This window comes from Isoptericola croceus, assembly GCF_029382255.1.
Classification (GTDB): domain Bacteria; phylum Actinomycetota; class Actinomycetes; order Actinomycetales; family Cellulomonadaceae; genus Isoptericola; species Isoptericola croceus.
On the sequence record NZ_JARLLG010000002.1, the window covers coordinates 388651 to 414063 of the forward strand.

Consider the following 25413-nt stretch of genomic DNA (forward strand, 5'->3'; position numbering starts at 1 on the left):
GTGCTGCGATCTACCGGGACCGATGACGTAGAGGAAGTGTGACGGTCACAGCCGCGACCCGACGGGGAACTGTTTCTTGGTGACCTTGAGGATGACGTGGACCTTCGGCATCGTGCCGCCGTTGAGCTGCCGTGCCCGGGCCTTCGACACCGGCCGCAGGACTCCATCGCGCAGGATGTAGATCTGGCCGCTGTTGTTCTGACGCACCGCGACGACCCTGGTCCAGCGACCGACGCGGGGCACCTCCGCCTTGAGCGCCTTGCCCCAGTCCTGCGTCTTGGCCGACGACCGGAGCGCGCCGGTGCCGTCGATCCGGGCCAACCCGCGCGTCGTCAGCAGGAACGAACGCCCACCCTTGCCCTGGACGACCCCCGTCGTCTTGGTGATCCCGGGCAGTCGGGCCATGCTCGCTCGATCAAGGTATCCACGGTCGAGACCGCCGAGCGGCGTGTTCTTGCGCAGGTAGCCGCCGACCCGACCGCTGTGCTTGCGCCCGTTGATGACCAGGCGGTGGTTTCCGTTGCTTCGATTGACGACGACCACGGCCGGTCGCACGATCGGGTTGCCGTACGAGAGTCTGCTCAGCGCGTCGGGATGCAGGGAGACGGACGGTGACGACTTCTTGGCGCGTCGGAGCGAGGCCGTGTCGAACGCCTCACGCTTCTTGCCGTTGCCTATCCAGAACAGGCGCCCGTTGCTCTGCACGGTGCGCTGCAGTCGCGTGCTCTTCACGAGCCCCTTCCACTGCGCCGAGGTGACCTTTCGCAGGCTGCCACACCGTTCGCCGTACGCCTTCACGACGGAGCAGTAGGCGAGGTGCTTGCGACCGTTCTCCACGAGAGCGACCTTGCCCCCAGGATTCACCACGAAGCTGCCGTCGGGGATCGACCCCTGGACGTCCTGGGCGGCCGCCTTCTCCTGCGCCGCGGCGGCACGGCGACGGATCTCACCCATCTTGGCGTACAGGGTGCGCCCGGGGCAGGCGGTCGCGGAGACGTCGCGGTGCCCGAAGATGCGCGGCACGCTGCGCCCGTTGATCGTCGTGCTGCCCGTCGCCGGCACCCCGTGCAGCGAGAGCTTCCAGGCGACGAGGCGGACGACGGCGCTGACGGCGGCGTTCGAGACGGTCGCGGTCTCGTAGTTGCCGAGCACCGAGATGCCGGTCGCGTTCGTGTTGTACCCGACGGCGTGCCCGCCGATGGTCTGCCGGGTCACGCCACCGGCGCGCCCCTCCCAGACCCGGCCGTACTTGTCGACGACGAAGTTGTACCCGATGTCGCCCCAGCCACGGGTCTGGGCGTGGTAGGCGTAGATCCCGCGGATGATGCGGGGGACGTCTGCCTGCGCGTAGGTGTTCGTGCCCGCGGTGTGGTGGATGGTCGCCCCGCGGATCGAGCCCTGCCGCGGCGTCCAGGTCATGATCCTCTCGTCCGCGCCCCACGCCTTGCGCGAGGAGATCGAGGGACGGGCGGTCACGGCCGCGGCCACGGAGGCGCCACCGGGGCTGGTGCCCTCCGGCGGGGCGGGCACGTCGTCGTCGGCGGCGGACGTGCCCGGGTCGACGACGGTGAGCTTCAGGTCGCGCACCTGCTCGGAGCCGGAGACGCGTGCCTGGACACGCGCGACGTCGCCGACGACCACCGGTTCGGTGCCGTCGAGCGTGCCGTCGGGCGACGGTTCGGCGTCCACCTGCTCCCACGCGTCCCAGCCGGTGTCGCCGTCGGCCGGTGCCTGCGGGTCCCGGCTGGTGCGCACCTCCACGACGAGGGCGTCCTCGTCGGCGTCCCCGGACCAGGTGACGCCGACGACGGCGAACCCGGTGGCGTCCGCGGTCGCGACCAGCGGCTCGGACTCGGGTGCGAGCAGGGGGACCGGTCCGTCGGACTCGGCCTCGTCCGGGCCGGTGTCCGCCTGCGGGGCGAACTCCGCCTCCTCGGAGGCGGGCGCGACGGGCTGTGCGGCGGCCGGGTCGTCAGCCGTGTCGTCGGCGACCTGAGCAGCGGTGGTGACGTCCGCGACGACGGGCGCCGCCTGCGCGCCGGGCGGTACGAGCAGCGCGAAGGAGACCAGCCCGACGATGCCGGACGCGAGGATGGTGCGGCCCCTGGGGCGAGTGATGCGGTTCACACTGGGCACGCTACGGTCGCCAGAGCAGTTGCGCAGGGCGACAACGGACCGATCAGGATCTGGGGGGCATGTCCGACCGATACCGACCGGTACCGACCGAGTGTTCATCTTGCCGCACCCGCTCGCACGCCTCCTGCTCGCCCGGGCGCCATCCGTTGTCCCTAGACTCGCCAGCATGCGCATCTCGGTGATCGGTCTGGGTTACCTCGGTGCCGTCCACGCGGCGGCTCTCGCGGCGTCCGGCCACGAGGTCGTGGGCGTGGACGTCGACCCGGAGAAGGTCGATGCCCTCGCGCTCGGCAAGGCCCCGTTCTACGAGCCGGGCTTCGACGACCTCCTGGCCGAGGCACGTCGCAGCGGCCGCCTGCAGGTCGGCACCGACGTGGCGGAGGTCGCCGGCAGCGCGGTGCACTTCGTGTGCGTGGGCACACCTCAGTCCGCCGACTCGCCCGCGGCGGACCTGAGGTTCGTGGACACGGCCGTGGACTCGCTGCTGCCGTACCTGGCCCCCGGGGACGTCGTCGTCGGCAAGTCGACGGTGCCGGTGGGGACGGCGGCGCGGCTGGCCGACGTCGTCACGGCGGCCGCACCGGGCGCGGTGCTGGCATGGAACCCCGAGTTCCTGCGCGAGGGGCATGCGGTGGACGACACGTTGCACCCTGACCGGATCGTCTACGGTCTCCCGGCCGGCGAGACGGGGGAGCGGGCCGCGGTGGTGCTCGACGCCGTCTACGCCGCCCCGCTGGCCGAGGGCGTCCCGCGCATCGTCGCGGACTACCCCACGGCCGAGCTCGTCAAGGTCGCGGCGAACTCGTTCCTGGCCACGAAGATCTCGTTCATCAACGCCATGGCCGAGCTGTGCGAGGTGGCGGGCGGCGACGTGACGCAGCTCGCGGACGCGATCGGGCACGACGTCCGGATCGGCCGACGCTTCCTCAACGCAGGCCTCGGGTTCGGTGGTGGCTGCCTGCCCAAGGACATCCGGGCCTTCACCGCCCGGGCCGACGAGCTCGGTGCCGGCGAGGCCGTGGCGTTCCTCGGTGAGGTGGACCGCATCAACAACCGGCGCCGTGAGCGCATGGTCGAGCTGACGGCCGAGGTGCTCGGCGGTTCGGTCGCCGGTCGCCGCGTCGCGGTGCTGGGGGCGGCGTTCAAGCCCGAGAGCGACGACGTCCGGGACTCGCCCGCGCTCGACGTCGCGGCGCGCCTCGATCAGGCCGGTGCCGACGTCGTCGTCACCGACCCGCAGGCGGTCCCGACGGCCCGGGTCCGGGCTCCGCAGCTCACCTACACCGAGGACGTCGAGGAGGCGCTCGCGGGTGCCGACGTGGTGCTGGTGCTGACCGAGTGGCGGCAGTTCCGCGAGCTCGACCCGGTCCGGGTGGGCGAGCTCGTGGCGGGTCGGACGGTGCTCGACGGCCGTCTTGCCCTGGACCGGGCGGGGTGGGAGGCGGCGGGCTGGCGCTACCGCGCGCTCGGCCGGGCCTGACCGCTCAGGAGCGGGCGATCTGCTCGGTGGCGACCAGCCGTTCGAGCCGCGCCGCGTCCGCGGCCAGCTCGCGGGCGGTGGCGTCCGAGGTGAGGACCACCGAACCCCCGCCGACCCACACCTCGACGATCTCGCCGAGCACCGCCGCCACCGGTCGGTCGCCGCGGACGAGCGTGCGACCTGCCGGTTCGGTGGCTGCGCCCTCGCCGTCGCGGGCGCCCGGCAGGGCCGCGAGCGACGGCGAGCGGCCGGCCACCGGGTCGAGGCCGATGGCGTCGCCGTAGGTCATGACAGCGGCGGCCGCGTCGATGACGCCGGGGGGGAGGTCGCCGTCGAACCGGCGGGCCAGTGCCGGCAGCGCGACGGCGACGAGCTCGGCGCTCGTGCCCGACCAGGTGTCCGGCCGGGAGGTCACGACGACGTCGGCGGACGGCGTGTCGAGGTCCGCCGGGCCGCTGCCCGGGTCGTGCAGCGTCAGCGTCGCCCCGCAGCGCGCCGCCGCGAGGGCCCACACGGTCTGGCGCCAGCCGACGGGCAGGTCGACGACCACGTCGGTGCCCGGCCCGGCGTCGAACTCCTCGACGAGCAGGTTGACGGTCTTGGCGACCCAGTTGCCGAGGACCGCGCCGGACAGCTCGATGCGCTCGCCGGCGTCGCCGTACCAGGTCAGTGCCGGGCGGCCCCCGGTGGCGGTGAGGTGGTCGAGGAGGGAGGTCACGGTGCTGGGTGCGGTGGTCACGCCGTCAGCCTACGAGCAGCCGCGCGCCTCAGAACCACCTCAAGTCGACCTCAGACAGTTGTGAACACGCGGTGGAGTTTGGCGACCTAGCACATTTCGGCTTGACGACCCGGAAAGACACGCGTGTAATTCCAGGTATGCAGTTTCCGACAGAACGGCATGGAGGGGCACCATGTGGAACTTGCTCGACGGGAGCGAGATCTTCCCGTCTGATGTAACGAGCGAGCCGGACCGGGTCGCACCGGTCCTGCCGCTGTTCGGGCAGCAGGTCGTCGAGGACGACGCGACGCTGCTGGGGTGGCAGGAACGAGCTCTGTGCGCCCAGACCGACCCGGAGGCATTCTTCCCTGAGAAGGGCGGGTCCACGCGCGAGGCCAAGAAGGTCTGCGCCTCCTGCGAGGTCCGGGCCGAGTGCCTGGACTACGCCCTCGAGAACGACGAGAGGTTCGGCATCTGGGGCGGGCTCTCGGAACGGGAGCGCCGCAAGCTCAAGCGGCGCGCCGTCTGACCGATATCCCACGCGGTCCGCCCTGCGCGCCGCATCATGGCGGACAGGATGACTGCTCCGCACCTGACCCAGGCACCCACGCACGACGGGGACGCGCCGCACGGCACGGACCCGGCCCCGACGACGTCCCGGACCGGCGGGCGCAGTGTCGCGGTCACCGTCACCACGGTGGTCGTCACCCAGGGCCGCACCCCGTTCCTGCAGGCGACGCTCGACGCCGTCGCCGCGCAGGACCGCGCGCCGGAGGACGTCGTGGTCGTCGACGTCGACACCACCGAGTCCACGGCGCTGCACACCGATCTGCGGATGGGCGGGCGCCGATTCGTCGGGGGAGCCGGGGCCCGCACGCTCGGCGAGGCGGTGGACCGTGCCCTCGCGGTGAGCGGCGTACCGCCGACCACCTGGTTGTGGATCCTGCACGACGACTCGATCCCGGCGCCGGACGCGCTGGGTCGCCTGCTGCGCGCCGTCGAGCACTCGGCCGCCGTCGCCGTGGCCGGCTGCAAGCAGCGGCGCTGGCAGCCGGACGCCGACGGCCACGCCGCCGCCCCGGACCCGCACCGACCGGGACTGCTCGTCGAGGTCGGCTACACCGTCTCGCCCCTGGGCCGCCGCATGACCGGGCTGGACGACACCGAGATCGACCAGGGCCAGCACGACGCCCGGGAGGACGTGCTGGCCGTCGGCCTCGCCGGTGCTCTGGTGCGCCGCAGCGTGTGGGCCGCCCTGCAGGGCACCGACCCTGAGCTCGGCCGGTTCGGCGACAGCCTCGACCTGTGCCGACGAGCCCGACTGGCCGGGCACCGCGTGGTGGTCGTGCCCGACGCCGTCGTGCATCACGCCCAGGCGTCGCTGCGAGGGCTGCGGGGGCACCGGGTGCACGCCGGGGTCGGGGCCTCGGCGTACGCCCGGCGGCGCAGCCAGCTCTACGCGCGGCTCGTCGGCGTCCCGCTGCCGCTGCTGCCGCTGGCGGCGTTGGCCATGCTGGTGTGGGCGCCGTTCGCCGCCGCGTACCGGCTCGCGCTCAAGCGTCCCGCGCAGGCACGCGACGAGCTCGTCGCGCCGGCCGTGACGGTCCTGCGGGTGGTGCCGTTGGTCCGGGGACGACGGCGGGCCGCCCGGACGCGCACCCTGCCCCGCCGGGTGCTCCGTCCGCTGCAGGCCGGCTGGCGCCATGTCGTCGCCGAGCGGCACGACGCGCGGCTCGCGCGTGCCGAGGCCCAGCGTGTCGTCTGGCAGCCGACGGACCTCGAGCGGACCGAGCTGCGCCAGCTGGCCCGCCGACGTCGGGCCGCCCTGACGCTCGTCATGATCGCGGCGTTGGCGGTCGCGGCCGCGGCGTTCGGCTCCTGGCAGGGCGTGTTGGCCGACGGCGGCCGGATCATCGGAGGGGCCCTGCTGCCGGTGCCCGCGCACCTCGACGAGGTCGTCGCGGCGGCGACCTCCGGCTGGGTCCGCGACGGGCTCGGGACGGGGGCGCCGGCCGACCCGGTGCTGCTCGTGCTCGCACCGCTGACCGCGCTGGCCGGGGGCAGCGCCCAGGTCGCGGTGAACGCCCTGGTGGTGGCGGCGCTGCCGCTCGCGGCGCTGGGCGGCTGGTTCGCCGCGGGGGTGGTGACCCGTTCGGTCTGGGCCCGTGCTGCCGGAGCGCTGGCCTGGACGGCCGCCCCGGGATTCCTCGAGAGCCTGGGCACCGGGCGGATCGGCGCGCTGCTGGCCCACCTGACGCTGCCGTGGGTGCTCGTCACGGTGGCCCGCGCCCTGGGCGCCCACGCCCGTGACGAGGTGGGCTCGCCCGTGACGCGGCGTGGTTCGCTCGGTGCCGCCGCCGCTGCCGGTCTGCTCCTGGCCGTGGCCGTCTGCGCGGCTCCCGTCCTGCTGCCCGTGGCCGCCGTCGCCGTCCTGGGCGGGATCGCCGTCGCGTGGCGCCAGTGGCGTCGCCTCCTGCTCGTGCTGCTGCCCGCCGTCGTCGTGCCCCTGCCGTTCTGGTGGCACGCCCTGGCGACCTGGTCCGACGGCGGGTGGCGGCCCCTCCTCGCCGAACCGGGGGTGCCGGTGCCGGGACCCGCGCCGCACGGGCTCATGCTCCTGCTCGGCCGACCCACGGCGCCCACCTCCTGGCTGTCCGGTGCCGGGCCGGGCGACGACGGCCCCCTCGCGCTCCTGCTGGCCGCCGCCCCGTGGTTCCTCGGGGCCGGTGTCCTGGTGCTCGCGACCGTCGGACTGCTCGTCCGTCGTCGTGTCGTGGCCTCGCGGCTGGGGATCTGCCTCGCGGTGGTCGGCCTCGCGGCGGCGCTGCTCGCGGCCGGGACCACGGTCGCCTCCGGCCAGACCGCCGGCGGGGCCGTCGCCGCCGTGCAGGGCTGGCCCGGGGCGGGCCTGTCCGTGCTGCTCCTGGGCCTCGGGCTCGCGGCGTTGAGCGCGACCCCGGCTCCTGGGGAGCGCCGGGCGCGCCGGACCGGTGCCGGCGTGCTGGCCGCCGCCGCGCTCCTCGTGCCGGTCGCGGGTCTGGCCGTGTGGTGGCAGGACGAGGCCCCGGGGGACACCGTCGCCGACCTGCGGGTGACGGACGCGGCCGTCGTGCCTGCCGTCGGGCAGCAGATGCAGGCCGCCCCGCGGGCGGCGCGGGTGCTCGAGCTCGACCGCACCGACGGCGTCGTCGACTACACCCTGCTGCACAGCGACGGCTCCAGCCTGCTCGACTCGTCCGTCGTGGTGCGGGCCCGGGACGCCGGGCTCGTCCCCGGGCCGGCCCGCGACGACGTCGCGGGGCTCGACGAGCTCGTCGCCCAGGTGGCCGTCGGCCGCGCACCTGACCTCGCGGGACGGCTCGGCGCGCTGGGCGTCGGGGCGGTCCAGCTCCCGCCTGGCGGGGACGCCGAGCTCGCCACCACGCTCGACCTGGTGGCCGGGCTGACCCGGATGACGGAGGACGGCGTCCTGCTGTGGCGTGTCGGCCTCGACGACGGCCCACCGCCGGCCTGGGCGTCGGTGTTCGAGGGGTTGCCCGACGACGGCGCCACGGACGTCCCGGTGCGCACCCTCGCGGCGGACGGCACCGGCGTCGCCGACCGCGTCGAGGAGGGGGCCGACGACCGCGTGCTCGTGCTCGCCGAGACCGCCGAGTCCTCGTGGCGGGCCACCCTGGACGGACGCCGGCTCCCCGCGGTGGAGGTGGACGGCCGGCAGGCGTTCGAGCTCGGGGGCGACGCCGGGCACCTCGCCGTGTCCTACGAGGCGTCCTCGCGACCGCCGTGGTTCGCCCTCGCAGGTCTCGTCCTGGTCGTCTACGTGCTGCTCGCGCTGCCCGTCGGCCGCCGGAGGTTCCGATGAGCCGGCTCGCGCGCGGGGGGCGCGTGGCCGTCGCCGTGGTCTCCGGCCTCGCCGTCGTGGGCGCGCTCGGCGCCACCGCCGCCGTCGGCGACCAGTGGGTCGGCCGGTGGACGGGCGCGACCCAGGCCGCCCTGGACGCCGGCACGCGGGAGGTGCCCGTCGAGCCCGCAGAGCTGCTGTCCGTCTGCCCGCCGCCCGTGGCGCTGCCCGACGGGGCGGACGTCGGCGACGAGGAGTTCGGCGCGGCGCCGGTGCGGACGTCCTCCACGCTCGGTGCGGCGGTGGTGGGCGCGACCCGGCTCCCGGGCCTGAGCGCGCTCGACGCCTCGGACGACGACCCGTTGACCGAAGGTCCGCAGGCGGCCGTGCGCGTCGGCGCGGCCGACGAGGCCCGGGTGCTGCGCGCCCAGCCGTCGGCGGCCGATCCGCTGCGCACCTCCGCGGCGCTGGCCTCGCTGACGACGGCGGGCGACCTGCGCGGGCTGGCGGCCGCGTCGTGCGCGACGCCCGCCACCTCGCACTGGCTGGTCGGGGGCAGCAGCCGGGTCGGGTCGAGCGCGCTGCTGGCCGTGCAGAACCCCAGCGCCCGCCCGGCATCCGTCGCGCTCGAGGTGTTCGGGCCGTCCGGCCCTGTCGCGGTCGGCGGGCAGGCGGCGTTCACCGTCGCACCGGGGGAGCAGGTCGTCACACGCCTCGACTCGCTCGCCCCCGAGCAGCGCCGTCTCGCCGTGCACGTGCAGGCCACCGGAGCCCGGGTGACGACATCGTTGCAGAGCCAGGGCATCGACGGGCTGGTACCCGCCGGGACGGACCTCGTCGAGGCGGGCGCCGCACCTGCGGGCAGCCTGGCCGTCAGCGGGGTGGTCAGCCGTGGAGAGGCGACCGACGACGAGCACGCTGCCACGATGTGGCTGCTGGCCCCTGACGCGACCGGAACTGCCGACGTGAGCGTCTACGGCCCTGCCGGGCGGGTACCCCTGCGCGGCGCCGAGGAGGTCCGGCTCGTCGCCGGCGAGGTCGTCGGCGTGCCCCTGGGCGGTCTCGATCCCGGGACGTACACCGTGGTGGTGGACGCCGACGTCCCCGTGGTCGGCGCCGCGCGCTTCGCGGTCCCGGGTGAGCAGGCCGAGGACGACGTGGTGGACGGCACGCCCTACGACGTCGCGTGGAGCGCCGGCCGGGCGGTCGGTGCGCCTGACGCGCCGACGTCGGGCCAGGTGGCGTTGCCTCGTGGCGCGGACGGCGCGACCGTCGTCCTCGCGGGCGTGCCCGCGGACCGGACCTCCGGCGCGACGCCCGACGGTGAGGTGGTCGCCACGGTGCGGGGACTGGACGCCGACGGTGCGGTCGCCGACCAGCAGGAGGTCACCGTGCCGGTGGGCGGCACCGTCGAGCTCGCCGCCGACGACGTGGGTGCGGTCGCCGCCGTCACCGTGGACTCCGAGGCGGCGGGGTCCGCGTCCGTCGCCTGGTCCGTACGGCTGACCGCGGCCGACGCCGCCGAGACGGCCGAGGCGCTGGTCGCGACCCTCGACCCGACGCCGACCGTCGTCGCCCCCGGTGGTGTCACGGTGCGACGCGTCGACTCCTGGTGACCCGTCCCCGCGACCTGCCTGCTCAGCGTCTCCCGAACCCGGGATCGATCTCCTCGGGCGTGCGAGCGAGCAGGTGCGCCACCTGCTCCACGACGACGTCGTGCACCAGGACGGCCAGGTCCTCGACGTCGAGGGCACGCGACTCGACAGGTCGCCGGTAGACGACGATCCGCGTCGGCTGGCCCGCCTCCGCGGGGAAGAGGCGACCCAGCGGGACGCCGCCGGTCTCCCACGGCGCAGGGTCCGACGGCGGCACGTCCTCCACGGCGAGCTCGGTCCCGCGCACCGCCGGCCAGGACTTCTCCACACGGGCGAGGGCGTCCAGCACCAGGTCGTCGAACCGCTCGGCGCGGGTGCGGTGCGCCGGGGTGCCCGGAGGCAGCAACGGTCCGCGGATGCCGCGCCCGCGGCGGTCACGGCGGCGCTGGCCGCGTGGCGCGCGGGAGGCGGGTGCGATCTCCTCCACGCTGTCCTCCGGGCTCATAGGCCTGCACGGTACCGTGCAGGCCCTCGAGGCGCCGCTCAGGCCGTTCGTCGCGGCACGGGTACCAGTGTCATCAGAGTTCGTTCTCCTGCGGTTCACGGCAACGTCTCCTGCTGGACACCGGGAGCCTGGATCGTACTCCGGAGCATCTTCAACAGGATCGAGGAACTGATGCGGCTAGTACTCATCGGAGACATCGGGTGGAGCAGCCTCTATCATCTCGGCGACGAGGCGATGACCGACTACGCGCTGGAAGCACTGCGTGAACGCGGTGTCGACAGCGTGACGGTCGTCGCAGGCGAGCCCGAGGTGGCCTCGTCGTTCTACGGGGTCGAAGCCGTCCGTCGCATCGGATTCCGCAACAGTCTGGATCGCAGTCACAACGCACGCAGGCTCGCCTCGGTCCTCGACGTCGCGCGTGGACGAGGCTCCCTGGAGCCGAACGATCCGGCCCATGCCGTCATCGACGCCGTCCGAGGCTCCGACGCGGTCCTCGTGGCCGGCGGCGGCAATCTCAACTCCTTCTTCCCGCAGCACATCTACGAGCGTGCTGCGTTGACGGGTGTCGCGAAGGTCCTGGGCAAGCCGTATGCGCTCACCAGCCAGACCGTGGGGCCATTGGTGCGGGACGACGACCGCACGGTGCTGGAAGAGATCCTCCGTGGCGCGCTGGCCGTCGGTGCCCGCGAGGAAGCCACCGAGCGGCTGGTCCTCGGACTGGGAGCAGATCCAGCGCGAGTAGTCCGCACCATGGACGACGCCTATGGTCTCGTCGCGACCGATGCGGACCGCACTGCGGTCGAGACCTGGGCGACCGGTTCCTACATCGTCGCGAGCTTTGCCGAGAAGGCTTCGACGACCCTGATCGAGCAGGACGAGTACCACGCGCTCGCCGCGCGAACTCTGCGCGATCTCGCCGACGGTCTCGACATGAAGATCCTGCTCGTACCCCACGCCGGCACTCTCGTGCGAGGCAAGACGGCGAGGGACCAGGAGTCCAACGCCAGGATCGCTTCGCTCGCCGGTGAGCGGGTCCGACCGACGGCCATGCTGACGGCCCGAGAGCTGACGGCACTGACTGACGGAGCCGAGCTGGTCGTCGGCACGCGCTACCACCCGGCGATCTTCGCTGCGCGGTCCGCCGTACCGGCGATCTCGATCGCGCCGAACATGTACTCGTCAGTGCGTATGCGCTACTCGGCTCGCAACGTAGGGACAGGTGACTACGTCTTGAGCCTCGACACCTGGCAGAACGGTGGCCTGCAGCGGGCAGCGAGCGAGCTCTTGGAGCATCAGCAAGCAGCTCGGCAGCACCTGGCTGCTGTGCGCGGTCAGCGCGTCGAGGAGCACCGGCGCTGGTGGGACGCCCTGGTCTCGTCGCTCGAGTCGGGCGATCCTGTCTCGGGAGACCTGGGGATGAGCGACGTCGCGGCCTTCCGATCACCTGGAGACTGGAGCCTCGCCAACATCGCCCTGCTCGAGGCCACCGAGCGGTTCGATGAGCTGCGCATGACCGAGAAGTGGCGTCGCGACGAGCTCGAGCAGCGGATCAAGCTGCTCCGGAGACAGCGGGCGGACCTGCGCCGCAAGCTGGAAGCCGGCGCACAGACACCCGCGCCGCCGGCCGGTCGCCCCCATGCCGTACGACGAGTCCTCGGTCGAGTGCGTCGTGCGGTCGCCTCTGACGGTCGCGACCGTGTACGTCGCTGACCATCACGACCGGCGCGCCTGGAGCGGGCAGCGCCCACCGGGACGTATTCTCCCCGCGTGAGATCGACCAGGCAGTGCTCGCGCACGGCATGCACGGAGGCTGCTGTGGCGACCCTCACCTACGTCTACGCGGACTCCACCGCGGTGCTCGGGCCCCTCGCGCAGCACGCCGAGCCGCACAGCTACGACCTGTGCTCCGTGCACGCCGAACGGCTCACCGCGCCGCGCGGCTGGGAGGTCGTCCGCCTGCAGCCGGAGTTCGCCGTCCCGCCGCCGTCGAAGGACGACCTGTCGGCGCTCGCGGAAGCCGTGCGCGAGGCGGGCCGGGGCGGCCGGACCGGTGGCGCGCCGTCGGCCACCGAGCCCGACACCGTCACCGAGACCGCCCGCCGGGGCCACCTGCGGGTGCTGCGCGCCGAGTCGGACTGAGGGCATCGCCCGCTGCCTGGCCTACGGGACCCATGCGCAGACCACGTGTCCCGCGCCCGAGACGCGCAGCGACCCCGCGTCGTGCGGCACGAACACCGAGGCGCCCCGCGGCAGGGCCGACGGTTCCGCCACGGCCGAGGCGTGCAGCTCGACCTTGCCGCCCAGGCACAGCACGACGCGCGGCCCGGCGCCCGGCAGGTCGACCGCCACGGTGCCGTCGAGGTCGGCGAGCGTGAGCGCGAACTCGGTGACCGGCGCGCGGTAGGTGTGCACGGTGCCGTGCGTGCCCGATGTCGTGCGCTCGGGGACCGCCGGGGGGCGCGGCGCGAACGACGCGCAGGCGAGCAGCGCCTCGCTGTCCACCCGCTTGGTGGTCAGCCCCGCGCGCAGGACGTTGTCGCTCGACGCCATCACCTCGACGGCCAGCCCGGAGAGGTAGGCGTGAACCTCGCCCGGGGGCAGGAAGAGGGCCTCGCCCGGGTCGAGGGTGACCCGGTTCAGCAGCAGCGACGCGAGCGCGCCGGGGTCGCCGGGGTGCTGGTCGGCGAGCGCCAGCACGGTGGCGTCGGCGCGGGCCGACGGCGAGCCTGCCGCCAGGCGTTCGCGCACCGCCTCGACCGTGGTCGCCACGGCGTGCGGGCAGTGCGACGAGGTGCGGGCGGCGAGCAGGTGCGTGAAGGCGGATCGCATGCCGGTGGGCGAGCGGTCGGCCTCCAGGGCGGCGCGCACCTGCGCGACCAGCGGGCCGTCGAGCCCGGCGAGCAGGTCCAGCGCCGTGCGAGGCGTGCGAAACCCGGCCAGCCCGTCGAACTCGGTGAGGGCGACGACCATCTCGGGCTTGTGCTGGTCGTCGTGGAACGACCGCTCCGGCGATCCGGGAGCGATACCGAGGCGGTTCTCCCGGTTGAACCCGGCACGGGCGAGGTGGGCTCTGGGGTGCACCTGCAGCGACAGGGCGCGGTCGGCGGCCAGGACCTTCAGCAGGTACGGCAGCCGCGGGCCGAAGCGGTCGGAGACCCGCCGGCCGAGCATCGCGACCGGCTCGGACCGGACGAGCTCGTGCAGCGGCACACCGGCCGTGCGGCTCGGCGCGCTGGGGTGGGCGCCGAGCCACAACTCGGCCACGGGCCGCCCGTCGGGAGCCGTCCCCAGCAGGGTGGGGATGCGGGTCGGCGAGCCCCAGTCGTAGCGCCGCAGGGGGTTGTCGAGCGGATGCAGCGCGGTCACGTCCTCAGCCAACCACAGGACCGTCGAGGTTGGAGGGTGAAGCACCCCCCGGCGACGGTCCGCCCAGGCGGCGGTCGCTGCGCCGTAGGCTGTCCGGTGTGACGGACCTTTCGAGCATCATCAAGGCCTACGACGTCCGCGGGGTCGTCCCGGACCAGCTCTCGCCCGCGGTGGCGCGCGCGATCGGGGAGGCCTTCGCCCGCGCCGTGGTGCTGCCGGCGGGTGCGTCGCGCGTGGTGGTCGGGCACGACATGCGCGACTCGGGTCCGTCCCTGGTCGAGGCGTTCGGCCAGGGCTTGACGTCGGCGGGCGTCGACGTGGTGCGGATCGGGCTGTGCTCGACGGACGGGCTGTACTTCGCCTCGGGTTCGCTGGACGCCCCGGGCGCGATGTTCACGGCCTCGCACAACCCGGCGCGGTACAACGGCATCAAGCTGTGCCGCGCGGGAGCGCGCCCGGTGGGTCAGGAGACCGGGCTGGCCCAGGTCCGCGAGCTGGCCGAGGGGCTGCTCGACGGGGACGTGACGGACGGCGACGCCCGGCCGGGCTCGGTGAGCGACGTCGACCTGCTGGGCGACTACGCGGCCTTCCTGCGGGACCTCGTGGACGTCTCGGACGTGCGGCCCCTGAAGGTCGTCGTCGATGCGGGCAACGGCATGGCGGGGCTGACCGTGCCGGCGGTGCTGGGCACCGCCGCGGGGCTGCCCGACCTGCCGCTGGAGATCGTGCCGCTGTACTTCGAGCTGGACGGGACGTTCCCGAACCACGAGGCCAACCCCCTCGAGCCGGCGAACCTGGTCGACCTGCAGGCGGCCGTGGTGGCGCACGAGGCAGACATCGGGCTGGCGTTCGACGGGGACGCCGACCGCTGCTTCGTGGTCGACGAGCGCGGCGGGGCGGTCTCGCCGTCGGCGGTCACCGCGCTGGTCGGCATGCGGGAGATCGCCAAGGAGCAGGCCTCCGGACGCACCGCGACGGTCATCCACAACCTCATCACCTCCCGGGCCGTGCCGGACCTGCTCGGCGCCGGCGACGCGCACCTGGTGCGCACCCGGGTGGGGCACTCGTTCATCAAGCAGACCATGGCCGAGCACGACGCGGTGTTCGGCGGGGAGCACTCGGCGCACTACTACTTCCGCGACTTCTGGTTCGCCGACACCGGCATGCTCGCGGCGCTGCACGTGCTGGCCGCCCTCGGCGAGCAGAGGCACCCGCTGTCCGCGCTGGCCGAGATGTACACCCCGTACTCCGCGTCGGGCGAGATCAACTCTGTCCTCGCCGACGCCGCGGAGGCCGCCGTCGTCGTCGAACGGGTCCGCGGCGCCTACGTCCGCGCCTACCCCGAGGCGGTCGTCGACACCCTCGACGGTATGACGGTGGCCCACTGGGACGGGGTGCACCCGCAGTGGTGGTTCAACCTGCGGGCCTCCAACACCGAGCCCCTGCTGCGCCTCAACGTCGAGGCGGCCGATGAGGACATCATGATCAAGGTGCGCGACGACGTGCTGTCGCTCGTGCGGGAGGAGAACGAGGCATGACCGAGACCCACGCCCCCTGGATCGACCCGTGGGTGCGCTCCGTGCTGCGGTGCCCGGTGACGGGCGCCGAGCTGGTCGACGGCGTCGGACCGGACGGTGCACCCGAGCTGCGTTCCACCGACGCCGAGCGCCCGCTCGCCTACCCGGTGCGGGACGGCATCCCGGTGCTCCTCGAGACGGAGGCGCGGGCGCTCTGAACCGCGTGGCCGGTTCTGCTCTCAGGAAGGTCGAAGCCGCCGGCGCACTCGTGCGAGCAGTCGGTGCTGACGGCGGCTCGGCGGAGTGGTCGAGGGCGAGGCAGCCACCGGAGCCGACATGGGCTGGGGTCCGGGAAGACCGAGATCGCGCAGTCGGTACATGCGGTGGTACCGCCTGAGATCTTGCGATGACATCTCGGCCAAGGTGTTCGCGACATCGGGCCGCAGATGGTGCAGTGATTCGGGCTGCATGGTGTACGCGACGGAGTCGACGAGCCGTTGAATCTCGGCAGGCTCCTTCAGCGGCGCACTTCGGCCGAGCACGGCGTCGACGATAGCCAACGGGACGCGGTTGCTGTTCTGCATGGGAGTGAGGCGTCTGAGCACTGTAGAGGTTCCGACCGCCAGGACCGGGACCTGGTAGATCGAGTGCGCGGTGACCAGTGCGGTGGAGAAGCAACCCACAACCAGGTCGGGCCGCAGCTCCCGGATCGAGACCTCGGCCGGGCGGTCGTCCTCGAGCACCTGGAAGCTGACGCCCAGGTCCCGTGCCGCGCCGGCCATCGTCTCGACCATCACGGGCGGCGCCGACGGGTGTGGTTTGAAGACCACGTGTCGGATGCCCCGCTCTGCGGCGCGTTCCACCATCGTTGCGTGGAGCTGCCCCTCGTCTGCCCGGCTCATGAGACCGATCGCCGAGAGGTACTGTCCGAGGACGAGGGCTGCAGGCCGGGATCCGCCGGCGTCGATACGGGGCCCTGAGGCGTCGGACGAGGCGTTCGACGCTACGTCGTCGAAGACCGCCCGGACCGCCGCAGCACTCACCGGCGTGCTGGACACACCGTGCTCCGCAAGTAGGCGTGGCACCAGCCCGGGGACCAGATCGACGTGCACCATACGATCGATGCGCTGTGCAATGCGCCAGGGCACAGGGTCGCGTGTCGGGCCGTAGCTCATGAGTCCTTCGGAGTGCACCACGATCGTCGCGTCGTCGAAGACACGGGCCAGTGCTTTGGCCGGGTCGACGGCGATGGATTCGAGGACGAGCTCGACGCGGTCGTCGCCGAGACCCCAGTAGCCGCGAAGGAGTCGTTCGAACGTCGGAAGGTCCCGATCCCGTGGAGACCACTGCGACGGGTGCGTGGGTGCCACGACGTCGGTGAGCGTGAGAACACCATCGAACCGCCGTGCCACGGCATCAGCCCCGGCGATCTCGTGCGGCGCGTGGATGAGCTCGGGCGCGACGGCGTTGTTGACGCTGAGCCAGAAGCGGCGTCGTGGCGCGCCCAGCAGCCCGGTGTCGACAGCGGCGGCAGCGCCGATGGCCGAGAACAGCGTTGATGCGACGACGATCTGCGTCACGTGCCGTGCGGTCATCGTGCCCCACCCTCCTTGATCGTCGCCCGCTGACCGCTGCCTCCCGGCAGGATGGTCTCCAAGACCGCTGTGCGCTCTTCGCCGAGGTCAGTCATCTGGTCGCTCACCATCTCAGTTGGCAGGGACGACACCAGCCGTGACGACGCCGTGACGAGGTCTGGCGCGAGGAGGCGGGCCTGTTCGGCGTGCTCAGGACCGTCGGGCGAGTCGATCGCGCGTTGCACGCGCAGAAGATGATGCGCTGTGATGGCCAGCACGGTTCGCACGTGCTTGGGGAGGAAGGTCGCGCTCCGAGGGTGCGCAACGAGCGTCGCGCCAACGAGCTCGAATGCGCGGACGAAGTCGAGCTGGCGACGGTCGTACACCTGCGTCAACGAGGTGGCGATCCCTCGGCGATAGCAGAGCGACGGTGCGTCGACCACGGCATATGTCGGGCCGTTGAGATGCAGGTTCCAGATCCAGGGCCTGTCCTCGGCCGTGTGGAGCCCGTCGTCGAACGTGAGCAGTCCGTCCTGTGCCATCGTGACGTCGAAAACGCCGGCCCACGCGTACGGGTAGTCCACCATGGTGGCGACGTCCGGCGGAAGGATCGAGGTCGTCGGTGCCAACGGGACGCCGCGCCGTGGCTCGCACGCGCGGACGAGGCGGCGGTCCCGCCCTGCCACGGTGATGTGGTCGGTCCGAACCCAGGCACATCCCAGACTCTCGGCGGCATGGGCCAGTGCGGGGAGCCTGCCTGGTGCCATCCAGTCGTCGGCGTCGAGATAGGCGAGCCAGCGTCCGTGAGCGGCGTCCAAGCCCTGGTTGCGCGCGCTGGCGAGCCCGACCGGACGTGGGTTCTCGATGAGCTCGAGTGCCGGTAGGCGCGCCTTGAACCGCTCGGCGATCTGCGCCGTGTCGTCCGCGGAGCCGTCGTCGATGACGACGACTTGGACCTCCCGGGGATCTTCGACCTGTCGTGTCAGGCTCGTCAGAGCATCGGCGAGGTAGCTACCGGCGTCCTTGGCGGGCACCACCACGGAGAACTGAGGGCGGCGTGTCATGGAGGGCAACACTATGGGCCTGCTGAAGCGCCTCGCCGCCCGCCGCGTGAAGGCGGGATGAACGGTCAGTGAACCTCGTCGAGAACGTCACGATCCGCGGATCTGGGTGATCCACGACGCCGGCATGCTGCCGCTGGTCGTGGCGCGCCCCACCCAGGCGCGCATCTGGTCCGCCTTGCCGCTCAGGGTCGCCGTGCGCCCGTTCGGCTGGGTGGCCGTCAGGGTGCGGACCTGGCCGCTGGACCAGGTGCGGGTGACCTCGATCTTGGCGACGTTGTTCAGCCCGAACAGGTTGCGTGCCTGCTGCTGGGTCATGGTGCGCGTCCACGAGGAGTAGGAGTTGCCGGGGGCGCGCAGGCTGTACGGGTCGTTGACGCTGCGCGCGTACGACAGCTTGGCGGACCACACGTCCTCGGAGTTCGCCGTCCGGCCACCGCTGGAGGAGAAGTAGTAGGCAGCCACCGCCCGGCCGCCGACCTGGAGCACCCGCGCCGTCGTCGCGCTGCGGGTGGTGGCGTCGACCGCCTTCTTCCACACCGCGCCGTAGTAGCCGCCGGTGCCCTCGTTCTCCTTGCGCCACCCGCTGAAGTACTGGTCGCGGACGTCGTCGACGACGTGGCAACGGCAGGCCGGCTTGCCCTTGTGCTTGGAAATCGCGTACGACCGGGCGGTCATCGCCTGGGCGCGCAGGGCGTTGGCGCCCCCGTTGAGGCCCCACGACGACGGCATCTCCGCGATGCCGTAGAGGTACTCGGTGTTGAGCAGCACGTCGTTGGTGATGTTGGGTGTTGACTTTCGGTTGACGATCGTCATCCGGCCGTGCCGGTACGAACCGTGCGTCCCGTCGATGGTGGCGACGGCCTTCTTGCCGTTCGGCCGCCAGAACGTGGTGCCGGACCACTGGATCCGCATCATCTTGCCCTTGTAGACCTTGCCGTTGACGTTGACGCGCACTGCTCCCCTGTTGCCGATGCGCACCTTCATGCGCACGTCGCCCGAGCCCTTCGCGACCATGCCGGTCCCCGGCTTCATGACGCGCCAGTCGCCGCCGCGGATCGTCACCCAGGTGTTGCGACCCGAGTCGCCGTAGCCGGAGAAGCTGTACGGGTCGGGTCCGTGGACCTGCACCCGGATCCGCTTGGGTGTCGACGTATAGGGCGCCTTCGCCCCCGTGTAGTAGTGCTTGAGGATGCCGACCCCGCTCTTGCCCTGCCGGGCGAGCTCGTAGGCGCCGTACTGGCTCATCCCGACCCCGTGGCCGTAGCCCGACCCGGAGATGGTGAACCGGTCGGGATAGTTCGCCGCCGCTGCCGGTGCGCCGGCGGCGATCCCGCCGGCGGCGGCGAGGACGATTCCGGTGACGATCGCCACGGTGCGCTGATACCACTTCTGCTGCTTCATGTGAAACCCCCTCGCCCACTGTGCCTCAGGCATCCAACGGCGGCATCTCGAGAAGTTCGACCAACGCGCGTCGGCGCGAAGAGGAGAGCCAGTAGGCTCGCCGTCGTGCACCTCGCCCACCGTCTGATCCTCTCCGACCGGCCCGCGCGGCGACCGCTGTGCCTCGAGGACGGGCCCGGTGAGCTCGACGGCGGCACGTTGCGGCTGGCGTCCGGGACGACGCAGGGCCTGGGCACCTATCTGAACGGCTTCCCGGCCTCGTACTGGGCCCGCTGGACCGGAGCGACGCGGGCTCGCGTCCACCTCGATGCGACCGGTGACGGCACGGTCCGCCTCCTGCGCTCCGACGCCGCGGGCCGGGTCGCCGAGGTCGCCTCCGGTCCGCTCGCGGAGCCGCTCGAGGCCGGACTCGCGGCGGACGGCGGCTGGCTGTGGTGCGAGGTGACGGCTGCCGCCGACGGCGTCGTCGTCTCCGGCGGCGCCTGGTCCGTCGACGTCCCGCCCCGCCGGGACGGCGACGTCGTGGTGTCGATCACCACGATGGACAAGCCCGAGTACTGCGTCGCGACCCTGGCGACCCTCGCCGCCGCGCCGGAGCTGACGGAGCAGGGCGTGCGGGTGCAGGTGGTGGACCAGGGCACCCGCAAGGCGGCCGACCATCCCGCGTTCCCCCAGGCCGCGGCCGCCCTCGGCGACCGGCTACGCGTCATCGACCAGCCCAACCTGGGAGGCTCCGGGGGCTTCTCGCGCGGCATGCTCGAGACGCTCGACGACGGCGCCGACGCGGTGCTCATCTGCGACGACGACGTCGAGGTCGAGCCCGAGGCGCTGCTGCGCGCCGTGCGGCTGCACCGTGCGGCGGTCTCCCCGGTCGTCGTGGGCGGGCACATGCTCGACATCGCCCGGCCGACGGTGCTCAACTCGTTCAGCGAGGTGATCCACCGACGCACCTTCAACTGGGGCCCACCCGTCATGGACCGCCAGTGGCACGACCTCGCCGGCGGCCTGCGTGCCACGCCGTGGCTGCACGAGCGCGCCGAGTCCGACTTCAACGGGTGGTGGATGTGCCTGATCCCGGCCGCCGTCCTGCGTGAGGTGGGTCTCAGTCTGCCGCTGTTCCTCAAGTGGGACGACGCCGAGTTCTGCCTGCGCGCCGGCGCCGCCGGCTTCCCGACGGTCTCCCTGCCGGGCGCGTGCCTGTGGCACATGGCCTGGACCGAGAAGGACGACACCGTCGAGTGGCAGGCCTACCTCCACGTGCGCAACCGGGTGATCACGGCGTTGCTGCACGCCCCCCGCGCCGGGCTGCTGCCCGCCTCGCTCCTCGCCACCGACCTCAAGCTGCTGCTGGCCATGCGCTACTACCCGGTGGACCTGCACGTGCGCGCGCTGCACGAGGTCCTCGCCGGTCCGGGCCGGCTGCACCCCGAGCTCGGCTCCGTCGTCGGGCGGGTGCGTGCCGTCGGTGCCGACCACCCGGAGACCGTCCGGCACCGGGCGGGCGACCCGGCCTTCGACGCGGTCGCGGCACAGGGCACGACGGCGGCACCCGGCCCTTCCGGTCCGGCGCGTCCTGCGGGCGCCCTCGGCCTCGTCGGGTTCACCCTGCGGAGTCTCCTGCGGACCCTGCGACCCGTGCCGGCCACCGCCCGCAGGGCGCCGACCGCGGCCCTGCCCCGCTCAGAGGCCGGTTGGTGGCAGGTCCCCGCTCACGACTCGGTGCTGGTGCTCGACGCCGACGGCACCTCCGGCGTGTGGCTGCGCCGCGACCGCCGCACGTTCTGGCGCCTGGCGTGGGCCGCCGTCGTCAGCCACGCCCGCCTGGCGCTGCGCTGGCGCACGCTCACCCGCACGTGGCGTGCGGCCGCGCCCGGACTGGTCTCGACCGAGACCTGGCGGGCGGACTTCGCACCTGGTCACCCCGACTAGGATGTTCCGGATGCCAGCCCCCGTCGTCGTCGCCGTCGTCGTGTCGTACAACCGAGCCGAGCTGCTCGGTGCCGCGCTCGACGCTCTCGGTGACCAGAACCGCCCAGTGGACCGCATCGTCGTCGTGGACAACGCCTCGACCGACGAGGCGCTCGCCGTCGCGCAGCACCACCCCACCTCGCCGCACGTCGTCGCCCTGGCGCGCAACACGGGGGGAGCAGGTGGGTTCGCCGTCGGTATCGCCACCGCCGTCGCGGAGCTGAGCGCCGACCTCGTCTGGGTCATGGACGACGACACGATCCCGACGCCCACGGCCCTGTCCGCGCTGCTCGCCGCCCGCGACGCCTACGACGGCGAGGTCGCCGCGCTGTGCAGCCGGGTCGTGTGGACCGACGGCACGGACCACCCGATGAACACGCCACGCCGCCGTCCCGGGGTATCGGCCGACGAGCTCGAGCGGGCACAGGCGGCCGGCGCGATGCCGGTGCGGTCGATGTCGTTCGTGTCGATGATGATCGACGCGAAGGCCGTGCAGCGCGCCGGTCTGCCGGTCACCGACTACTTCATCTGGAACGACGACTTCGAGTACGCGACGCGCCTGCTGCGCCACCGCGTGGGGCTGTCCGTGCCGGGCAGCGTCGTGGAGCACCGGACCAAGAAGCTCGGGGCGACGGACGCCGACCCCGGGCCACGCTTCTACTACGAGGTGCGCAACAAGATCTGGATGTTCTCCCGGTCCGGGGCGCTGTCGTTCCGCGAGCGTGTGCTGTACGGCGGGTCCACGGTGCGGCGCTGGCTGCGCACGTTTGCCCGCTCGAGCGACCGGCGCACGCTCGTCGGCGCCGGGTGGCGCGGGTTCTGGCACGGCATCACCCGGGGACCGCGCCCGGACACCGAGGTGCTCTCCGGGGTCGGGCCCGCGGCCCTGACGGTCGCGCGCCTGGAGGCGGGGGCCTCGCTGCCCGCGCCCGTGCACGTCAACCGCACCGCGGCGTCGGCCGGCACCTTCGCAGCGGGCGAACCCCTGGACGACCAGCGCTTCTCCGTGCTGCTGCCCGTGTACCGCGGTGACGACGCGGCGCACCTCGAACGAGGCTTCCGCTCGGCGACCGTGGACCAGACGCTGCGCCCCGACGAGGTGGTCGTCGTGCGCGACGGTCCCGTCGGCGACAACATCGCGGCCGTGCTCGACCGGCTCACGGAGATCACCGACGTCCCGGTCAGGGTCGTGGCGCTGCCCCACAACCTGGGTCTCGCGCGGGCGCTGGAGGAGGGCCTCGCCGTCTGCCGCCACGAGATCGTCGCCCGCGCCGACGCCGACGACATCTCGCTGCCCGAACGGTTCGCCGTGCAGGTGCCGCTCGTGGCGAAGGGCTACGACATCGTCGGGTCGGCGATCTGGGAGTTCGAGGACGACGAGGACGACCGCGGCATGGTGCGGGTCCCGCCCACCGGTGAGGGCATCGCCGAGGCCGCCCGGTTCCGCGACCCGTTCAACCACCCGTCGGTCGTCTACCGCCGGTCCGCCGTCGCCGCCGTCGGGGGCTACCAGCACCTCGACCTCATGGAGGACTACCTGCTGTTCGCGCGGATGCTGGCCGCCGGTGCGCACGCGCAGAACATCACCGAGCCGCTCGTGCTCTACCGCGTCGGCGCCGGGGCGTACGCCCGTCGGGGCGGGCGCCGGCTGCTGGCCTCCGAGCTGGCGCTGCAGCGCACCCTGCACGAGGAGGGGTTCGTGTCCACGCCGCAGATGGTGCGCAACGTCGTCGTGCGCGCGGGCTACCGGCTCGTGCCGCAGCGTGTCCGGCAGGCCGGGTACCGCCGCTACACGCGTCAGCGGGGCGGCTACGTCCCCGACGACCTCTAGACCCGACCTCCAGGAGATGACCATGAACGCCGACCTCGTCGTCGTCGGGACCGGGTTCTTCGGTCTCACCGTGGCCGAGCGGATGGCCGCCGCCGGGCGCCGCGTGCTGATGATCGACCGCCGTGACCACCTCGGGGGCAACGCGTACTCCGAGGACGAGCCGACCACCGGTATCGAGGTGCACCGCTACGGGGCACACCTCTTCCACACCTCGAACGAGCGCGTGTGGGAGTACGCCAACCGGTTCACCGACTTCACGGGCTACCAGCACCGCGTGTACACCACCCACCGGGGCGAGGTGTACCCCATGCCGATCAACCTGGGCACCATCAACCAGTTCTTCCGGTCGGCGCACGGGCCCGAGGCGGCGCGCGCGCTGATCCGCGAGCAGGCCGCCGAGCTGGGGGACGCCGAGCCGGAGAACCTCGACGAGCAGGGCGTCCGCCTCATCGGGCGGCCGCTGTACGAGGCGTTCATCCGCGACTACACGGCCAAGCAGTGGCAGACCGACCCGCGTGAGCTGCCGGCGTCGGTCATCTCGCGGCTGCCGGTGCGGTACACCTACGACAACCGCTACTTCTCGGACCGGTACGAGGGCCTGCCGGTGGACGGGTACACGGCCTGGTTGGAGCGGATGGCGGACCACCCGAACATCGAGGTGCGGCTCGGTGTCGACTTCTTCGACGCCTCGCAGCCCGTGCACAAGGACGCCGTGGTGGGGCAGGTGCCGGTGGTCTACACCGGTCCCGTGGACCGCTACTTCGACTACGCCGAGGGCGAGCTGTCGTGGCGCACGCTGGACTTCGAGCAGGAGGTGCTCGACGTCGGCGACTTCCAGGGCACGACGGTCATGAACTACGCCGACGCCGAGGTGCCGTACACGAGGATCCACGAGTTCCGGCACTTCCACCCGGAGCGGGACTACCCCAGCGACAAGACCGTGATCATGCGGGAGTTCTCGCGGTTCGCCGCGCGCGAGGACGAGCCGTACTACCCGGTGAACACCCCCGAGGACCGCGCGCGCCTGAAGCGGTACCGCCAGCTGACGGGCGGTGAGCCGCAGGTGCACTTCGGCGGCCGCCTGGGCACGTACCAGTACCTAGACATGCACATGGCCATCGGCGCAGCCCTCTCCATGGTCGACAACCACCTCACCTGACCCCCCTTCCGCGCCGAACAGGAGGTTGGTCCCGCATTGCACGCGCAATCCGGGACCAACCTCCTGTTCGGCAGCGGCAGCGGCGGAGGCCGTCCACAGGGGGTGACGGTCCACCGGGGGGCATGACGGCGCGGCGAGCGTCCCCGGTGGTCTGCTCACGTGGACCCATGCGAACCTTCGCCCCCGTGCCGCCGTCCCTGCTCGCTGTCGCCGAGGCGCAGGAGGGTCTGCTCAGCGCCGAGCAGTGCGAGAGCCACGGCGTCGGCTCGTCGCGGAGATCCCGTCTCGTCCGCTCGAGCCACTGGCGAGCGGTGACACGAGGAGTCGTCGACACGATCCCGGTGGCTCCGCGCGAGCGCACCCCGGCGGACATCCCGTCACGACCTGCTGTGACGCTCGCGCGCCGCGGCGAGGCCACGCGGCCGAGGTCCCTCACAGCATGGCGGACTGCCCGACGCTCTCGCTCCGACGCGGACCTCGTCTACGACCACCGCCGTCGACGTGCCGCGTGGACCGGCCTGCTGGCGCACGGACCCGAGTCGATCGCGGTCGGCACGAGTGCTCTGGCACTGCACGGGGTCGAAGGGCTCCCGGCCTCGCTGGTGCCCGAGGTTGCGTTGCCGCACGGTGCGCGACGCCCTCACCGACCAGGGATCCGGCTGCGGCAGTTCGACGACGGCATGACGGCGGTCCCGTTCGTCGACCCTCGGACCGGTGCGCGCAGGATCGCCTCCGTGCCGTGGGCGCTCGCCCAGGCCGTGCCCGAGCTGCCCTGCGGGAACGGCCTGGCTGTGCTGGACTCGGCGCTCCGGCTGGAGCTGGTCGACCGCCCCGGTCTCGTCGCGGCGCACGACCACGCACGGGGTCGGCGTGGTGTGGCCGCTCGGCACGTCCTCTGGGGCTGGGCCGACCCTCGCGCGGAGTCGCCGCTCGAGTCGTTCGGGCGCTGGCAGTGCATCGAGCTGGGGGTGCCGCCGGACGTCCTGCAGCATCCGATACTCGCCGACGGACGGGTGCTGGGCATCGCCGACATGGTCTGGCGCCGCCGCGGAGGGCGGCTCCTGGTGGTGGAGATGGACGGACTCGCCTGGCACGAGGGCGGCCCGGACGGTGGCCGGCGGGATCGGGACCGCGACAACGCGTTCGCACAGGTGGCGGGGGTCGACGTGCTCCGGTTCGATGCGCGACACGTGCGCGACGGCGTCGTCGGCCAGCGCGTGCGCGCCTTCCTCGACTAACCAAGGCGCGCCGAACAGGA

The 25413-nt window shown here is 72.9% G+C and carries 19 protein-coding genes; 12 read left to right on the forward strand and 7 right to left on the reverse strand.

All coding sequences use genetic code 11. The features are described from left to right. Positions 1-45 precede the first annotated feature (45 nt). Positions 46-2127, reverse strand: a complete 2082-nt coding sequence (locus tag PZC42_RS07685; protein ID WP_277209672.1) for an N-acetylmuramoyl-L-alanine amidase — start codon at positions 2125-2127, stop codon at positions 46-48. Positions 2128-2302: 175 nt separating this feature from the next. Between PZC42_RS07685 and PZC42_RS07690 the strand changes: the two genes are divergently transcribed. Then, entirely contained in the window at positions 2303-3616 is a 1314-nt protein-coding gene (locus PZC42_RS07690) for a UDP-glucose dehydrogenase family protein (protein ID WP_277209674.1), read from the forward strand. Between the two features lie 4 nt (positions 3617-3620). Here the strand turns inward: PZC42_RS07690 and PZC42_RS07695 are convergent, their stop codons facing one another. Then, positions 3621-4355, reverse strand: coding sequence for a TIGR03089 family protein (locus PZC42_RS07695; RefSeq protein ID WP_277209676.1), 735 nt, complete (start codon positions 4353-4355; stop codon positions 3621-3623). A gap of 172 nt (positions 4356-4527) precedes the next feature. Between PZC42_RS07695 and PZC42_RS07700 the strand changes: the two genes are divergently transcribed. From PZC42_RS07700 to PZC42_RS07710, 3 genes are read left to right on the forward strand one after another with little or no spacing between them, the layout of a single operon-like run. Continuing rightward, positions 4528-4863, forward strand: a complete 336-nt coding sequence (locus PZC42_RS07700) for a WhiB family transcriptional regulator (protein ID WP_277209678.1) — start codon at positions 4528-4530, stop codon at positions 4861-4863. 48 nt (positions 4864-4911) lie between these two features. Further along, positions 4912-8196 carry a glycosyltransferase gene (locus tag PZC42_RS07705; protein ID WP_277209680.1) on the forward strand — a complete coding sequence of 1095 codons (3285 nt, stop codon included), beginning with the start codon at positions 4912-4914 and terminating at the stop codon, positions 8194-8196. Continuing rightward, positions 8193-9791 carry a DUF5719 family protein gene (locus PZC42_RS07710; RefSeq protein WP_277209682.1) on the forward strand — a complete coding sequence of 533 codons (1599 nt, stop codon included), beginning with the start codon at positions 8193-8195 and terminating at the stop codon, positions 9789-9791. The genes PZC42_RS07705 and PZC42_RS07710 overlap by 4 nt, the downstream gene beginning before the upstream one ends. A gap of 22 nt (positions 9792-9813) precedes the next feature. On the opposite strand, the gene PZC42_RS07715 is transcribed toward PZC42_RS07710, so the two are convergent. After that, complete coding sequence (locus tag PZC42_RS07715; RefSeq protein WP_277209684.1) at positions 9814-10275, reverse strand: metallopeptidase family protein; 462 nt, start codon at positions 10273-10275, stop codon at positions 9814-9816. Between the two features lie 171 nt (positions 10276-10446). Between PZC42_RS07715 and PZC42_RS07720 the strand changes: the two genes are divergently transcribed. Both PZC42_RS07720 and PZC42_RS07725 read left to right on the forward strand, forming a co-directional pair. Then, positions 10447-11985, forward strand: a complete 1539-nt coding sequence (locus tag PZC42_RS07720) for a polysaccharide pyruvyl transferase family protein (protein ID WP_277209686.1) — start codon at positions 10447-10449, stop codon at positions 11983-11985. 57 nt (positions 11986-12042) lie between these two features. Then, on the forward strand, positions 12043-12414 hold the full coding sequence (locus PZC42_RS07725) for a DUF3499 domain-containing protein (protein WP_277209688.1): 372 nt from the start codon (positions 12043-12045) through the stop codon (positions 12412-12414). 21 nt (positions 12415-12435) lie between these two features. Here the strand turns inward: PZC42_RS07725 and manA are convergent, their stop codons facing one another. Continuing rightward, positions 12436-13641, reverse strand: a complete 1206-nt coding sequence (manA, locus tag PZC42_RS07730; protein WP_277209690.1) for a mannose-6-phosphate isomerase, class I — start codon at positions 13639-13641, stop codon at positions 12436-12438. Between the two features lie 89 nt (positions 13642-13730). Between manA and PZC42_RS07735 the strand changes: the two genes are divergently transcribed. Both PZC42_RS07735 and PZC42_RS07740 read left to right on the forward strand, forming a co-directional pair. Then, on the forward strand, positions 13731-15179 hold the full coding sequence (locus PZC42_RS07735) for a phosphomannomutase/phosphoglucomutase (protein WP_277209995.1): 1449 nt from the start codon (positions 13731-13733) through the stop codon (positions 15177-15179). Then, positions 15176-15376 carry a Trm112 family protein gene (locus tag PZC42_RS07740; protein ID WP_277209692.1) on the forward strand — a complete coding sequence of 67 codons (201 nt, stop codon included), beginning with the start codon at positions 15176-15178 and terminating at the stop codon, positions 15374-15376. Before PZC42_RS07735 ends, PZC42_RS07740 begins: the two co-directional genes overlap by 4 nt. A 21-nt stretch (positions 15377-15397) precedes the next feature. Here the strand turns inward: PZC42_RS07740 and PZC42_RS07745 are convergent, their stop codons facing one another. From PZC42_RS07745 to PZC42_RS07755, 3 genes are all read right to left on the reverse strand, one after another. After that, entirely contained in the window at positions 15398-16753 is a 1356-nt protein-coding gene (locus tag PZC42_RS07745) for a polysialyltransferase family glycosyltransferase (protein WP_277209694.1), read from the reverse strand. Then, positions 16750-17796: a glycosyltransferase family 2 protein gene (locus PZC42_RS07750; RefSeq protein WP_277209696.1), complete on the reverse strand. Its 1047-nt coding sequence runs from the start codon at positions 17794-17796 to the stop codon at positions 16750-16752. Before PZC42_RS07750 ends, PZC42_RS07745 begins: the two co-directional genes overlap by 4 nt. A gap of 87 nt (positions 17797-17883) precedes the next feature. Then, the gene (locus tag PZC42_RS07755) at positions 17884-19197 is read right to left on the reverse strand and encodes a SpoIID/LytB domain-containing protein (protein WP_277209697.1); all 1314 of its coding nucleotides are present in this window, start codon (positions 19195-19197) and stop codon (positions 17884-17886) included. Between the two features lie 105 nt (positions 19198-19302). Here PZC42_RS07755 and PZC42_RS07760 point away from each other — a divergent pair, with 105 nt between their 5' ends. From PZC42_RS07760 to PZC42_RS07775, 4 genes are all read left to right on the forward strand, one after another. After that, entirely contained in the window at positions 19303-21126 is a 1824-nt protein-coding gene (locus tag PZC42_RS07760) for a glycosyltransferase (RefSeq protein WP_277209699.1), read from the forward strand. Positions 21127-21136: 10 nt separating this feature from the next. Next, complete coding sequence (locus PZC42_RS07765) at positions 21137-22996, forward strand: glycosyltransferase (RefSeq protein ID WP_277209701.1); 1860 nt, start codon at positions 21137-21139, stop codon at positions 22994-22996. Positions 22997-23018: 22 nt separating this feature from the next. Continuing rightward, positions 23019-24155 carry a UDP-galactopyranose mutase gene (gene glf / locus PZC42_RS07770; protein ID WP_277209703.1) on the forward strand — a complete coding sequence of 379 codons (1137 nt, stop codon included), beginning with the start codon at positions 23019-23021 and terminating at the stop codon, positions 24153-24155. A gap of 167 nt (positions 24156-24322) precedes the next feature. Beyond that, a complete protein-coding gene (locus tag PZC42_RS07775; RefSeq protein WP_277209705.1) occupies positions 24323-25393 on the forward strand; it encodes a hypothetical protein in 1071 nt (356 codons plus the stop codon). Positions 25394-25413 lie beyond the last annotated feature (20 nt).